Below are 15,233 nucleotides of genomic sequence, written 5' to 3'. Positions count from 1 at the left end.
TGACTGCCCTTCCAGTAACGGTAGCAGTCGTTGCCAGAAAGCCGGTGCCTCCGGCTTTTGCCGGCGCTAGGCAGCGGCGAAGCCCGCCAGTCATAATGCCTAGGGAAAATAGAGCAACACGATTAAATATTTGCGGTTGTGCGCCGCTAAAAATAATGAAGCTGCCGTCAGGTAGATTACGATGCACATTCATATCAGCTCTGCCTCGTCTGCCATCTTGTCTGCTTATTTGATAGATGGCACCCGGGGCAAACACTGGAAGGACAGCAGTATGACAAGACCGACCCACAAAAATGGGGCCGAGACCGCACCGGTTTTGATACACAAGTTTTGCCTGGCTCCAGACGGCACAATGCACATTCTTGATGCTTCATCCGCCATTATCAACATCTATGGCATCCCAGTAGAAGACGTTATTAATAACGCCTCACCAGCATGGGAACGGATCCATGCTGATGACCGCACGCTTATTACACAAGCGATGGAAGAGTCAGCTCGCGGTATGCGGCCCCTTCACGGCGAATGGCGCGTGCAACACCCGGAAAAAGGCGAGATTTGGGTTGCATGCCGCTCCACCCCCGAATCCGATGCGGATAACGAAATTGTCTGGCACGGTTATTTTCATGACATCACCAAACACAAGCGGGTCGATGAAGCTTTGCGGGAAAGCGAGGAGCGCTTCCGACATGCCTTCGAGTTTGCCGGGATCGGCATGGGCATTCTGTCCACGGATGGCCGCTGGCTGCGCGCCAATCATTCAATCTGTGAAATGCTCGGCTATTCTGAAGAGGCGTTAAGGCAGATGACCTATCAGGATCTGACCTATCCGGATGACCTGCTCCGTGGACGGGAAGAGGTGCGCCGGCTCATTGCCGGTGAGATTCCCTATATGCAGATTGAAAAGCGCTACCGCCACCGTGACGGCCATTATCTGTGGGCGAAACTGACAACAAGTATTGTCCGTGATGATCGCGACGAACCCTTGTATTTTGTCTCCCAGATAGAAAATATCGATCAACGCAAACAGGCCGAACATGAAGTTGCATTGCTGAGCTTTGCTATTAACCGGGTAGGTGAAGGTGTCTATCTCATGAACGAGGATGGACAATTTAAATATATCAACGACGAGGTCTGCCGCAAGCTGGGGTATAGCCGCGACGAGCTGCTGCACAAAATGACCGTGCCGGATATCGATCCGGACTATCAAATACCCGTCTGGCAAGAACACTGGCAACAACTCAAGCAGGAAGGCTCCGTCACGCTGGAGACCACTCACATCACAAAAACCGGCGAGATCGTCCCGGTTGAAATCAACGCCAATTATTTCGAGTTTGATGGCCAAGGCTACAACCTGGCGCTGGTGCGCGATATTAGTGAGCGCAAACGTGCCGAACAGGCCCAGCGTCAGGCCGAGGCCGCCTTGCGCGAGCAAGAGGAAAGATTCCGGCAAATGACGGAAAACATCGAGGAAGTCGTGTGGCTGACCGATGTCTCAAAAGAACGGATGCTTTATGTCAGCCCGGCCTATGAAACCATCTGGGGCCGGAGCTGTAAAAGCCTCTACGCCGATCCCAAACAATGGATAGATGCAATCCACCCTGACGACAGGGAAAAGGTGAAATATGCCGCCTGCCATCATCAAGCCCGTCGCGAATATGATATCGAATACCGGATTATCCACCCGGACGGCAGCCTGCGTTATATTCATGATCGCGCTTTCCCGATTCGGGACGACACCGGCAAAATCTATCGCATTGCCGGCACTGCCCAGGACATCACGGCCCGCAAGGAACAAGAGGCGCATATCCAGTACCTTGCCTATCACGATGCTCTGACCGGCTTGCCGAACCGGGCTTTGGTCATGAACCGTCTGGATCATGCCATCGTCCAGGCGCATCGGCACCAGGAAATGTTGGCCGTGCTGTTTCTGGATCTGGACCGTTTCAAAACGATTAACGACACTCTGGGCCATGCGGCAGGCGACTCGCTGCTGCAACAGGTTGCAGACTGCCTGGTGGAAACACTGCGGGAAGAAGATACCATCGGCCGGGGCGGCGGCGACGAGTTTCTGATCCTGCTGCCCGGCCTGACCGCTCCCGAGGATGCCGCCCATGTTGCCGACAAAATCCTCGGGTCGCTGTCCCACCCCTTCAAAGTAGCCAACTACGAATTGCATGTCCGCGCCAGTATCGGCATCAGCATCTATCCCCGCGATGCCGATATTGCCGAAACACTGGTGAAGTATGCCGATACCGCGCTTTACCTGGCCAAGGAACAGGGCCGCAATACTTTCCGCTTTTTCAGCCCCGAGCTGGACGCCAGCGTCCGTGCACGGCTGCACCTGGAAAACGATCTGCGTTCGGCCATCAACAAAAACCAGCTTTATCTACAATATCAACCGCTGATGGATATGGATTCCGGCCAATATACCGGGGCCGAAGCATTACTGAGATGGGCCCATCCCGAGCTCGGCCTGATATCACCCGAGGATTTCATTCCTGTTGCCGAGGAAACCGGACTGATTATTCCTATTGGCGAATGGGTACTGCGTTGCGCCTGCCTCCAGGCCCGTGTCTGGCAAAACGCAGGGCGCGAGAATTTCCGGGTGTCGGTCAATCTATCCCGGTGCCAGCTCGAACAAACCGATTTGGCAGCAACTCTTAAGCGGATTTTGCACGAAACGGAATGCCCTCCGCAGCTGCTGGAACTGGAGATCACGGAGTCAAGCGCAATGAGTGAACCCGAACAGGCCATTGTCAAATTACAGACCCTGAATGAAATGGGAATAGGCTTGGCACTGGATGATTACGGCACCGGTTATTCCAGTCTGGCTTATTTGAAACGCTTTCCGCTGGACCGCCTCAAAATCGATCGCTCCTTCGTAGAAGGCATTCCCGAAGACAGCGACGATCTGGCCATCGTACAGACCACGATCGTGCTGGCACGCCAGTTACGACTTAAAGTGGTCGCCGAAGGGGTCGAAACACAAGCGCAACGCGCTTTTCTGGAAGCTTTCGGCTGTGATGAAATACAGGGTTATCTGTTTGCCAAACCCATGGCTCCCGATGAAGTGGAGAAACACTGCGGATTTGGCGTTTGTGACTGAGTCTGAGGATTCCCCCACGAATTCCAAAGAATGGGCTGGCTCCCATGCTCTGCGTGGGAACCAGCGTAAAAATCTTTATCCGCAGATTTCGCCGATTCCCGCAGATTAAAAACAAGTCTTTTGTATTGCATATGCCGCCTCCAGAAGCTCACAGCCCCTAGACCTCTGCACCAACAATAATCGTAGGCATGGCCCTGATCATCTTTTCCGGAATAATCTGCGTCCATCTGCGTAATCTGCGGATTTATAAATATAAAAAATTCCGACTGGTCCCCTTACGGAACAACTTTACCGCGAACAATCAAACTCCAGACCAAGCGACAAGCAAACCGATAACAAAGCTCAAAATCAGCGGCGGTGCCACCTTCAGCCCCAAAGCATGGCCACCGATAATAAAGGCCATGCCAGCTTTGAGCAGATTGTTCATCGCCGCCGCCACCACACAGCCCAGAACAAACAGGCGCGGCGACAAATCATCACTCGCCATGCCCACCAGAGACAACACGATGGCGTCCACATCGGCAATCCCGGACACCGCCGCCAACGTTATCAGACCTGCATCGCCAAAAGCCTGCCGTAAAAATACGCTCAAAATCATCACCGACGCCAGGATGGCACCAAAGGTCAGCGCCGTTTTCAGTTCCAGCGGATTTTTCAATGTCGACGAAGTGCCCAGCGAAGCAGGCATACCGTCACGATGATATGCCAGCAATGGCAGATAAGTAATAACAGCCATCAGCGCTACCGGTATCCACAATCCTTTCAGCAATGAGGGTTCCAGCAGACCAACAATCATCAACAGGCGAATAAACATGGTGCCGCAAGCGATAAGAATGCCGCTCGCCACCACCGGCAGCGCGTCTGGATGGTACTTACCCAATCGCGATAAATGCAAGGTCACTGCCGTCGATGAAGCCAAGCCACCAAACAGACCGGTAAACAAGATGCCGCGGCGGGCACCGCCGATTTTGATGGCAAAGTAACCCACAAAAGAAATCGTGGCAATCAACACGACCATCCACCAGATCCGATAGGGGTTAAGGACTTGCCCTGGGCCAAATGCCTCATCCGGCAACACCGGCAGTAACACCACCGAAATCAGCAACAACTTGATACCGGCACGCAGTTCTTCAGCTTGCAAATGACTGATCCAGCCATGCAACAGCGGTTTGTAACTGAGTAACAAAACCGCCACCACCGCCGTGGAAGAAGCTACCAGCACTTCGCCTGTGGCTGCCAAGGCAGCCAGCACATAGACCAGCAGTGCCGCAATCAGACTGGTAATGCCCCATTCACCCTGTTGCCGTTGTTTAGCCAGGAAGATCATGCCAATAAGCGTTGCCACACCAATAAAACCCAGTCCCAGAATCAACTCACCGAACTGTTCGGATAACAAAGCCAGCACACCTCCCAACAGACCAATCAGACCATAGGTGCGGACACCGGCAATACGCTGACCTTCCCGGCTTTCCCGCTCCTGCCAGCCCCGCTCCACACCAATCAGCAAGCCGATGGCTAAAGCCACCAGCAAATAATAAAGAGTGTCGACTTCTACTGTCATGATTCTGCGCGCTCAATGCTTGGTTGCCGCTGCCACCAGCTGGCCAGCAACGATCCACTTATATTGTGCCAGATACTGAATAAAGCACCGGGCAAAGCCGCCAGCGGTGCAAAATATTTCAACGCCAGCGCCACCGCCAGTCCGGAGTTCTGCATCCCGACTTCAATAGCCAGTGTACGTGACACCGCGCCGGAATAACCCATTAAACGGCTAATGCCATACCCCAACAACAGACCGGCAAGGTTATGCATCATCACCGCCAGTAGCAGGATAGAAGATATGCCTGCCAGCCGTGGCTGGTTCAGCGCCACAATAATCGCAATGATCAGCACTATGGCCAACACCGCTATCAGCGGACACATTCTTTGAACCGGTTTAACAAAACGATGAAAAAACTGATTTATCAACACGCCCGATACCACCGGCAGAATCACCAACCATAAGATGGTTTTCAGCATGGACCAGACCGGTACCGCTATGGCGGTATCAATATACAACCAGCTGAGCCAGGGGGTCATAACCACTGCCAGCAGCGTCGACACCGCGGTCAGCGTGATGGATAAAGCCACATTGCCTCTCGCCAGATAGGTGATCACATTCGACGCTGTGCCGCCGGAACAGGCTCCAACAAGAATCAAACCGGCAGCCAGCAGCGGCTCCAGTTTAAGCCCGGCGGCAATCATCCAGGCTAACAATGGCATCAAACCAAACTGAAGCAATGTGCCCAATACAATCACGCCGGGCATTTTGAGCACCCGCTTGAAATCATTTACCGTCAGCGTTAAGCCCATGGCAAACATGATCAACGCGAGCAAAGGCAAAATCGCCGGTTTAGCAAACACAAACCACTGTGGCTGCCACCAGGCCAAAGCACTCATACAGATAGCCCAGAGCGGAAATAATCGGGTTAGCCTGTTCAACATATAAAATAATTGTCTCCGCCTGATAAAACTTGCCAAAACCGGCGCTGTGGCTGTTAATTTAACACTGTGTGCGTAGCTGGGAACTATTCCTGCTGCCATAACCTAAATAGAAGCGGTCTCAAAAGTAGGGATCATGTACTGAAACAAGGTATGAATCCCGCGAGCAGCGGAGTTTACCAATTAGTAAATGAGCACCGTAGCAGGGTTGGTAACGCCGTATCAGTGTGCAAGGGTAATTTTAAGACCGAGACTGCTTCTAGTGAAAAGGAATAAACTGAAATATATGCTTACCCGCCGCCCATTTTCCCGTATACGCTTTTCGTTGCTGCTATTAATACTGGCTGCCGTTCCGGCTAAATATTCGCTGGCTAACGACCCCACCCCTGTTGCCACCACTTTGCCCATTCAGTCGACCGTGGCAGAAACCCTGAGCCTGTCCGGCTCGCTCACAGCAGAGAGACACGCCAAGCTGTCTCCCCGTGTCGATGGTCTGGTAGCGGAAGTACGGGTAGATGCCGGCAGCAAGGTAGCCAAAGGCGATGTGTTATTGAGACTGGACCCGGCCATCGCCCGGCAGAATGTCGCGCAGGCAAAAGCGGCAACAGCCGAAGCTGAAGCGGCCAGAGACGAAGCCGCACGTCTGGTCAAAGAAGCGGAACGTTTGCGTCAGCAGAACTATATCTCTGAAAGCGAGATGGCTAACCGTAAATCCAATCTTGCCCTGAGAAACGCGGCGCTAAATGCCGCCAAGGCCGCAGAAGAGGCGGCCCGGGAAAATCTGCGCCGCCACGAGTTACCCGCCCCTTTTGCCGGGGTCATCAGCGCCAAGATGACGGAAGCCGGAGAATGGGTAAACCGCGGTACCACCGTGCTGGAACTGGTGGCCACCGATCTTGTTCGTCTTGACGTCAAAGTGCCTCAGGAACGTTTCGCAGATATTCACCCCGACACCCTGGTCAATGTGATTCCGGACGTTTATCCCGGCCGTAAAATCAAAGCCCGCATCAACGCCATTGTGCCGGTCAGTGATCCGCAGGCCCGAGCGTTTCTGGTGCGCGTGGTGATTGATACCAGCGACCTCAACCTGCTGCCCGGCACTTCTGCGACCGCCGAATTCGGCCTCAATGGCAGCACCACTGAAAAACTGATTGTGCCGCGTGATGCGCTGCTGCTTCATCCGGATGGCGGCTACAGCCTGTTTATCGTCAACAACGGCATTGCCGAGCGCAGACAGGTTCGCATCGGGCAGCAAAGCCAGCAAGGCGTCAGCATTATCAACGGTCTGAACAGCAATGAACAGGTCGTGATTCGCGGCAACGAAGTGCTGAGGGATCAGCAAGCCGTTACCATCATTAATCAATAACGATTCGGGATTATCATGCTGGAAGCGCCGATTAGAAACGGAAAACTGCTCACCGTTATTGTATTGATCGTCATCGTGCTGGGCATCGCCGCCGCACAACGAATCCCGGTACAGATGATTCCTGATCTGGATGTACGCACCATCAGCGTCGTGACCGGCTGGCCCGGGGCAACACCCCAGGATGTGGAAAAAGAAATCCTGATTGAGCAGGAGCGCTATTTACGCAGTGTGCCCAATCTGTCCCGCATGGAATCCTTGGCGGCAACCGGCCAGGCCAGCATTGAAATGGAATTTCCTTTTGGTGTTGATATCAATGAGACGCTTATTGAAGTCTCCAATGCCCTGAGCCAGGTACCCAGCTATCCGGAAAATGTTGATCAGCCGCAACTGTTCAGCAGCTCGTTTTCTGAAAATGCTTTTATGTATTTTGCGATTACGCCTTTGCCCGGCAATCCGCTACAGCTGAACATGAACATGGTCACCGATTTTATTGATGACGATGTCCGGCCGCGGATGGAGCGCGTCAGAGGCGTTTCTGAAGTGCAGCTGCGCGGTGGTCCGGAACGCCAGATTCAAATCTATATCGATCCCGCCAAACTGGCGCAACGCGGCCTGACCCTGACCGATGTTCGCGATGCCATTCGTGAACGCAACCGCGACACCTCGGCAGGCGATCTGGATGACGGCAAACGTCGTTATCTAATCAGAACAACCGGGCGCTTCAAAGACGTTGAAAGCCTGAAGCAGCTGATTCTGGTACATCGCAATAATACGGACATCAAACTGCAGGATGTGGCCGAAATCCAGCTGGATCATTATGAGGTCCGGGGCATCTCCATAGTGAATGACGAACCGGCTTTGACCTTGGCCGTCAAGCGCCAGCCGGGTTCTAACGTTATTGATATCAAACGGGAAATGTTGCAAGTCGTGGAAGAACTCCGCCGCGACCTGCTTGAGCCGGGCGGACTCACCATTTCGCTGATTGGGGATGACGTGCGTTATGTGCAAGCGTCGGTAAAAAAAGTCACCACCAATCTGATGCTGGGCGCAGTACTCGCCACTGCTGTTTTGTTTCTGTTCCTGCGTTCCGGTCGTGCCACACTCATCGGCCTGCTGGGTATGCCGGTTTGTATTATCGCCGCCTTTATCGGCCTGCTCGCCTTTGATCGCACCCTCAATGTTATCTCGCTGGCGGGTATCGCCTTTGCCATCGGCATGACGGTGGATAACACCATCGTTGTATTGGAAAGCATCGAACAGGCGCGCCGCCGTGGTTTGGATCGTATCGAGGCGGCCATCACCGGCGTCAAAGACGTGTGGACTGCGGTGCTGGCCTCCAGTCTGACCACGGTTTTGGTCTTTGCGCCGGTCTTGTTTGTACAGGAAGAAGCAGGCCAGCTTTATTCAGATATAGCTATCGCCATTTCCACCGCGATTCTGGCATCCATGCTGTTTGCCGTTGGCGTCGTCCCGGCCGCCTGTGCGCGGGTGGGATTCGGTAACCGCGATTATGGCGATGATCTGTCGCATCCGGGACCGATTCTGAAAATGGTCAGCAGGTTGAATGCCGGTTCATTCATACGAATGGCTTGTATTGTGTTGCTCTTTGCCGGCACCTTGGGCGCGGGCTGGTATCTGATGCCGCCGGCAGAATACCTGCCTGAAGGTGAAGAACCGAAAGCATTCAGCGTGATGACGGCACCGCCCGGTTATAACTTGTCTGAAATGAAAATGCTGGCAGACGAAATCCGTGCGCATTTATCGCTGGCGCTGCATGCTGATCCGGCAAAATTTGATAGCGGTGAACACCCGCTACCGTCACTGAAATACTATTTCCAGCGCATCGCCCCGGGCACGATCTGGGTGTTGAGTGAACCCACCCGTGAAAAAGACATCGGCCCCATGATGCATGCGCTCACTGATATGTTTAAAAGCTATCCGGGCATGCGCGGCTTTTCACACCGGGGCTCGATTATCGCCAGTAATCAGGGCGGCACCCGCGCGGTGAACCTGGATATTTCCGGGCCGGATCAAGCCAGCCTGTACCAGACGGCTGAAAAAGCCCTGCTACGGGCAGAGCAGATGTTCCATAATCCGCAGATTGACTCGGAACCCTCTTCTTTGTCACTGGATCAGCCGCTGATAGAAATTGAACCCTTATGGGACAGGCTTGCCGAACTGGGCATGTCCGCTGATGAATTCGGTTATACCGTCGCGGCATTAAGTGACGGCGCTTATGTAGACGAATTCTTTATGGACGACGACAAGATCGATATCTTTATCTTCAGCAGCGCCGGTCAAAATCAAACACTGTCACAACTGGCCACCCTCCCGGTCATGACACCGGGCGGCACCGTATTACCGCTCAATGCGCTGGCCAAAATCAAAGACACGGTGGACAGTGACGAGTTACGCCGGGTAGATGGGCGCCGTACCGTGACCTTATCCATCATCCCGCCTCGTGAAGTAGCGCTGGAAACCGCCGTGAACCAGGTGAGAACAGAGATGATCCCGACCATGCAGGCTGCGGGCGAAGTCGAGAAAGGCGTCACAGTCAGTATTTCCGGTGCCGCTGATCAGCTGGATGCCACGCGGGAATCACTTTCAAGCAATATGGTTATCGCGGTGATTCTGATCTATCTGCTGCTGGCCGCCATCTTCTCCCACTGGGGTTATCCGTTATTGATTCTGGCGACCGTGCCGCTGGGTATTGCCGGCGGCATCGTCGGACTGGTGGCCGTTAATGCCTCGGGAGGAATACTCAATGCTTTCGGGCTGCCGGCGCTGATTCAGCCTTTCGATATGATCACCATGCTTGGTTTTGTCATTCTGCTCGGTACCGTGGTCAACAATCCGATTCTGATTGTTGAACAGACCAGAAGAAATCTGCGTGACAGCTCTCTCTCCATCCGCACGGCAGTTAATAAGGCTGTTGCCACCCGCCTGCGGCCTATTTTGATGTCAACGGCCACCACCGTGTTTGGTCTGGCACCTCTGGTCTTTCTTCCCGGCGCCGGCACTGAGCTCTACCGAGGGGTCGGGATCGTGGTGCTGGTCGGTATTTTCTACTCAATGATCGTGACGCTGACTTTTCTGCCTTGTTTGCTTATCCAGGTATTGTCCTTGCGGCCACAGCGCAGAAATTCTGCAGGCTAAGTGCCTGTTTTCTTGTTTCCTTCACAATTAAAAAGGCGGAGCAGTGTATTAACCGCTCCGCCTTTTTGTTTTTTCAAGCACGTTCGAGTACAACGGGAACCGGCCGGCACACGGTGTTGCACACCGGAGAATGCGCTTTGGTAAAAGCCAGCAAATCTTCCAGTTCTTCATCGCTGCAATCAGCCTCAATATGCATCTTGATAAGAATCTGCTCATAACCAACGGGAACATCAGGATCCAGGTCCAGCAAACCCTGCACATCAATATTGCCACTCAATTCGGTAGACAGCGCCCGGATATGAATGCCTCTGGCGGCAGCATGTAAAACTGTTGTGGTTGTGACACAACCAGCCAGCGCATGCAGCAGAAACTCAACCGGGTTGGCCCCTTCGTTATCCCCCAGCAATACTGGTGGTTCACCATTGGTAAAGACAAAATCTTCCTGCCTGGAGGTATCTTCAGCGCCGGCACCATAGAAACCGCGGATAGTGGACTGATTTTCTCCCCCGCTGATCCACCTGTTTTGTACCCGGAACTCAAAACGGGCCAGGTCGGGCTCGTTTTGTAACAGTGCTACGGTTTGCCCCATTTTGACCATATCCAGGCCGTTGCATTGTGTTTGGTTGATGGTATTCATGACAACTTCCTCTCGTTGATATTGATAACCAGGCCCTGTTTGCAGGGCTTGAGTATTAAGTTACGCCTTGACAACCCCCTGAATAAGATGGATTTATGTCAATAACAGGGCATTTGTGCCATCAATTGATGGCTGGGGGTGAAAGATGAATCCTGCTCGAATCAAACCTCTGGAAGTCCTTATCGTTGCGATCAGGGAAACAGCTGGTTCAGCCTTGTATGGCATGGTGGATGTGCTGATGGCTGCGGGTAATATCTGGCAAACCCTCGTCGCTACGGAAGCCCCTCGCCAGCTGTTCAATGTCCGTGTCGTGGCCATTGAAAACAAGCCTTTTAACTGCGGCAACGCAATCCCGGTCACACCTGCCTGCAGTATTAAAGACCATCCGGCAGCCGATATTGTGATTCTGCCTGAGATCTGGCTGGGGCCGCACGAAGATATCAGCGGTCGCTATCCAGAGTTAATGACATGGATACAGCAGCAATACCGGCAGGGAAGCCATATATTTTCCGCCTGCTCCGGCTCCATTCTGCTTGCAGAAAGCGGACTGCTGGATCATTGCGAGGCCACTTCCCACTGGGGTTATCAGGACCTGTTCCGTGAACACTATCCACAGGTGCGCTTCCGTCCGGAGGCCAACCTGGTATTTGCCGACACCGCCGGGCGCATCATCACTGCCGGCGGCACCACCTCCTGGCATGATCTGGCCATTCACATCATCTCCCGCTATGCCGGTACCGGTGAAGCTTTGCGTATTGCCAAGGTCTATCTGCTGAAATGGCATGGCGAAGGTCAGCTGCCCTATACCAGCCTGGTACGCAGGACGCCGCATGCTGATTCATTGGTACGACGCTGTGAAAAATGGCTTGAACAGCATTTTCGGGAACCACATGCAATCCATGCTTTGCTGGAAGAAGTGGCGATCCCGGAACGCAGCCTAAAACGACGATTCAAGATGGCAACCGGCTCATCCCTGATCGAATATATTCAGAACCTGCGTATTGAAGAGGCCAAGCGATTACTGGAAACTGGCACCATGCCAGTGGAAGATGTCGGACTTGCTGTCAGTTATGAAGACGCTTCCTTCTTCAGACGACTGTTCAAGCGGCTGACCGGACTTACACCCGGCCAGTACCGCAGGATGTTTCAGCCCGTTGCAACAGCATCTGACTAGCGCCTCAAAAGGTTCTGCCTGAATGCGACGATATCACCTTGTAAAGAGCGCTGTTATCAAGCTGACGCCACCGCCTTGATCCCGATATACAGGCAGCTCAGCCAGCCAATCAAAAACACCAATGATCGGAACGGTGCCATATTCAGCATATAGAAAATGGGATGTGCAATCCGGCTTAGCAAAAATAATAACGCGGCGTAGTTAAGACTATACAAATCAATTTCTGAAACGTAAGCGAGTACACACATTACGGTATAGAAAATCAGCGCTTCCCAGGCATTTTTCTGTGCCGATAAGACCCTGGCGCCCACCCCCGTCATTTGTGCTTGTTGCAATCTGGGATGATTATTATCAAAGTGGCCAAACTGCTTATATCTCAGATAGCCGCCGAGCACCGCCAGCGTGATAGGAAATAAAGACACAATAAACAAGGTCACAAACAAGGTGGGCATGAAGCGGCTCCGTTAGATCAATGCAGTTTGTTTTCAAGAAAATACAGAAACCGTTGCCAGGATTTTCTGTCGGCTTCGGCCTGATAACGGTCACCGCCAAACACGGTAAAAGCATGGCGGGCGCCGCCATAGGCGATCATTTCATAAGTCACGCCTTGCTGTTCCAGCTCTTCGCCCAAATGAGCAAACTCATCCATGCTTATATGATGATCGGCGGCACCATGCAGGATTAGAATTTCACCCTTGGTAGCGGCATAATCCTGACCATCAGGAGTGCGTAAACCGCCATGAAAGCTGACAAATCCCTTCAGATCGGCACCAGATCGCGCCATTTCAAGTACCGCGGCACCGCCAAAGCAATAGCCCATCACCACCGCGTTATCAATCTTCGCACCTAATTCAGCCGCCTTTTGCAAAGCACCATTCATCAGAGCACGCATTTTTTCCCGATCCTGATAAAGCTCACCGGTATGCTGGCGCTTGTCTTTATCTTCTGTCGGCCGGATACCGGCGCCGAACAGATCTGCCGCAAACACCGCATAACCTTTTTGAGCCAGCATCTGGGTCCGCTGGAGTTCGTATTCGGTCAGGCCATCCCAATCATGTAGCAGCAAAATCAGCGGCGCATCCGCGGACGGACTGGTGTAGAAACCTTCATAGCTTTTACCATCAACCTCATATTGAACAATATCGGCAACAGCAACAAAGGAAAGAGTGAAAAATAAGGCTGAAATAATTATTCTCATAAAGTTGTTCCTGCCAAAGCCAATTACCCGGATCAACGATACCGGGCTGCGGTGATAAACATATTGAACGACTCACACCAGACGATCACCGTGTTATAGGACGCCGGATCAACTGATGCCGGCAGCTTAACAATAAAGTTCTCGAATGTCTTAACGTCGCCGACCTGCACCATCTGAGCTTTTATTTGCAGGAAATCAGCCTTGGTTTCGACAAACGCGGGTGAGAAATAGAGCCGGTAATCAGGCCCCGGCGCCAATTTACCCTGCAGTGAAACCGCTTCGCGGCTGACCGACACCGTACCTTCCCCCCAGTGCAACGCATCGCTGCCTTTGAGATCACGTCGAAACTGACCGCCGAACATGGCCTGAGAAGCCACGGCATTCACTTCTGACTCTTCCGGGGCCGGCGGCGCAATCAGGATAGGCAACAAATAGATACCGGCCGCGAAACCGATAAGCAGGGTAACGGCATGGGTTGTAAGAAACAGCAAAATTTTCTTCATACCTCACCTCCCTGTTGATACCGTTGCCGTGGCAATGCCAGCCACCGTAAAGCGTGCGAGGGCATTCAGGCTCCTAGTATTTGAATATCTTATACCCGGATTTCCCATTTTTTTTAACACTATACATAGCTGCATCGGCTTGCGACATCAAGGTGCTGGCATCTATGGCCTGACGCGGAAATATTGAAATACCGACACAGCAGCTAACTCTGACCGTCGCCTTCTCCAGCTTGATGGGCTGATTAATGCTAGCCATAATTCTTTCCGCCAGCGGTTCGACTTTCATGGCCCCTGATTCTTCAGCGAGCCAGGCAAATTCATCTCCGCCATAGCGGCAGACAAACTCGTTTTCCCGCTTTATCTTCTTAAATCTTGCTGACAACTGTTTCAACAATTGATCGCCGGCCATATGCCCATAGGTATCATTAACATGCTTGAAGCCATCCAGATCAATGAGGTATAACGCGATCTCATCACCCGGAAGGCGCTTCACCCGTGCGATGGCGTTAGACAGCTGTTCCTCAAACGCCGCCCGATTGAACAAACCCGTCAGCGGATCATGTAACGCCTTATAGAGCATATCCTCGTCGCTGCGCTTTCTCTCGGTCATATCATGCGCAACCGCAAACAGCTTGGTCATCGACGGAGTAACTGCGGGACAATGCCAGGACAACCAGTGCCAGTGCCCTTCACTATCCCGGTAACGGTTTTCAAAGTTGATGGTGTCGTGCCCATGTTGGAGCGCACGGAATTCTTCCTGTGTTCTTTGCCGATCATCAGGATGAACGAAATCGATAAACGGGCACGAAGTAAGCTCTTGCTTTGTATAACCGAGATTGTTGGCAAAAGCGGCGTTAACCCGTTTGAAATAACCATCGGTTCCGGCGATACAAAGCATTTCTACAGAGTGTTCAAAGAACCATTCCCACTCCTCTTCAATCTGGCTGTATTCGATGAGTTTTTCAGCCAGCTGGTGAGCCGAGTCCTGTAAATGCATACATTGATTTTCCAGCCCATTGATGTGCGCTCTTAACTCCTCGAGCTGTGCGGTTCTGCTGCGAAGCTGTTTTATGACGTCCCGGCCTTGATCCTCATGCTTTTCACTCATGATTCAAGACTCACCTATGGTTAACGGCTATAGTTATTTACTACTTTATACCCACTTAAAAAAAATGGATATAGCAGAAAATTATTCGTTAATCAGAAACTTACTTTTTGAATTAATTTGGGTTAGCAATTCTGCTACAGGCTAAAAAGTGAAAGATCATTCTCGAATTCACAAGAAGCATCAATGGAAGGCTAAACCAACCACAACAAGATCACTAACACCAATAATAGCCAGATAAAAATAATCACCTTCACTGCTTGACGATTACGCGGCAAATCAGCTATCTGCTTCTTCGCAGCTGCCTGACAACTTAACCAGGTCTCTTCGGGTATCAATCTGATCGCCAGCCAGATACCAATAGGTAATAACAACATATCATCCAGATAACCGATGACCGGAATAAAATCCGGGATCAGATCAACAGGACTCAAGACATAAGCCACGACGATAACGATCACTATTTTCGCCAATATTGGCACGCGGGGATCTTTTGATGCCAGATAC

The 15,233-nt window shown here is 52.3% G+C and carries 12 protein-coding genes; 4 read left to right on the top strand and 8 right to left on the bottom strand.

Features of this window, described 5'->3' with window-relative positions; genetic code table 11:
- The first annotated feature begins 271 nt into the window (after positions 1-271).
- Positions 272-3,106, top strand: coding sequence for a PAS domain-containing protein (locus OMP95_RS01705; RefSeq protein ID WP_266325273.1), 2,835 nt, complete (start codon positions 272-274; stop codon positions 3,104-3,106).
- A gap of 301 nt (positions 3,107-3,407) precedes the next feature.
- On the opposite strand, the gene OMP95_RS01700 is transcribed toward OMP95_RS01705, so the two are convergent.
- Positions 3,408-4,667 (bottom strand): MgtC/SapB family protein, encoded by a 1,260-nt coding sequence (locus OMP95_RS01700; protein ID WP_266325271.1) that lies wholly within the window; start codon positions 4,665-4,667, stop codon positions 3,408-3,410.
- The gene (locus OMP95_RS01695) at positions 4,664-5,545 is read right to left on the bottom strand and encodes a bile acid:sodium symporter family protein (RefSeq protein WP_266325269.1); all 882 of its coding nucleotides are present in this window, start codon (positions 5,543-5,545) and stop codon (positions 4,664-4,666) included. Before OMP95_RS01695 ends, OMP95_RS01700 begins: the two co-directional genes overlap by 4 nt.
- 328 nt (positions 5,546-5,873) lie before the next feature.
- Here OMP95_RS01695 and OMP95_RS01690 point away from each other — a divergent pair, with 328 nt between their 5' ends.
- The gene (locus OMP95_RS01690; protein WP_266325267.1) at positions 5,874-6,953 is read left to right on the top strand and encodes an efflux RND transporter periplasmic adaptor subunit; all 1,080 of its coding nucleotides are present in this window, start codon (positions 5,874-5,876) and stop codon (positions 6,951-6,953) included.
- Positions 6,954-6,968: 15 nt separating this feature from the next.
- Entirely contained in the window at positions 6,969-10,109 is a 3,141-nt protein-coding gene (locus tag OMP95_RS01685) for an efflux RND transporter permease subunit (protein WP_266325265.1), read from the top strand.
- Between the two features lie 73 nt (positions 10,110-10,182).
- Here the strand turns inward: OMP95_RS01685 and OMP95_RS01680 are convergent, their stop codons facing one another.
- The gene (locus tag OMP95_RS01680; protein ID WP_266325263.1) at positions 10,183-10,746 is read right to left on the bottom strand and encodes an OsmC family protein; all 564 of its coding nucleotides are present in this window, start codon (positions 10,744-10,746) and stop codon (positions 10,183-10,185) included.
- 145 nt (positions 10,747-10,891) lie between these two features.
- On the opposite strand from OMP95_RS01680, the gene OMP95_RS01675 reads away from it, so the two are divergent.
- Entirely contained in the window at positions 10,892-11,920 is a 1,029-nt protein-coding gene (locus OMP95_RS01675; protein WP_266325261.1) for a GlxA family transcriptional regulator, read from the top strand.
- 56 nt (positions 11,921-11,976) lie between these two features.
- Here OMP95_RS01675 and OMP95_RS01670 read toward each other — a convergent pair whose 3' ends face one another.
- The 5 genes from OMP95_RS01670 to OMP95_RS01650 form a co-directional block, all read right to left on the bottom strand.
- A complete protein-coding gene (locus OMP95_RS01670) occupies positions 11,977-12,372 on the bottom strand; it encodes an MAPEG family protein (protein WP_266325259.1) in 396 nt (131 codons plus the stop codon).
- Positions 12,373-12,389: 17 nt separating this feature from the next.
- Entirely contained in the window at positions 12,390-13,118 is a 729-nt protein-coding gene (locus OMP95_RS01665; RefSeq protein ID WP_266325257.1) for a dienelactone hydrolase family protein, read from the bottom strand.
- A gap of 32 nt (positions 13,119-13,150) precedes the next feature.
- Positions 13,151-13,621 carry a DM13 domain-containing protein gene (locus tag OMP95_RS01660; protein WP_266325255.1) on the bottom strand — a complete coding sequence of 157 codons (471 nt, stop codon included), beginning with the start codon at positions 13,619-13,621 and terminating at the stop codon, positions 13,151-13,153.
- 73 nt (positions 13,622-13,694) lie between these two features.
- Entirely contained in the window at positions 13,695-14,729 is a 1,035-nt protein-coding gene (locus OMP95_RS01655; RefSeq protein ID WP_266325253.1) for a sensor domain-containing diguanylate cyclase, read from the bottom strand.
- Positions 14,730-14,920: 191 nt separating this feature from the next.
- Positions 14,921-15,208 (bottom strand): YkvA family protein, encoded by a 288-nt coding sequence (locus tag OMP95_RS01650; protein ID WP_266325251.1) that lies wholly within the window; start codon positions 15,206-15,208, stop codon positions 14,921-14,923.
- Positions 15,209-15,233 lie beyond the last annotated feature (25 nt).

Source organism: Methylophaga sp. OBS4, assembly GCF_026319305.1.
Taxonomy (GTDB): domain Bacteria; phylum Pseudomonadota; class Gammaproteobacteria; order Nitrosococcales; family Methylophagaceae; genus Methylophaga.
This window is presented reverse-complemented; position numbering and strand designations above follow the sequence as displayed.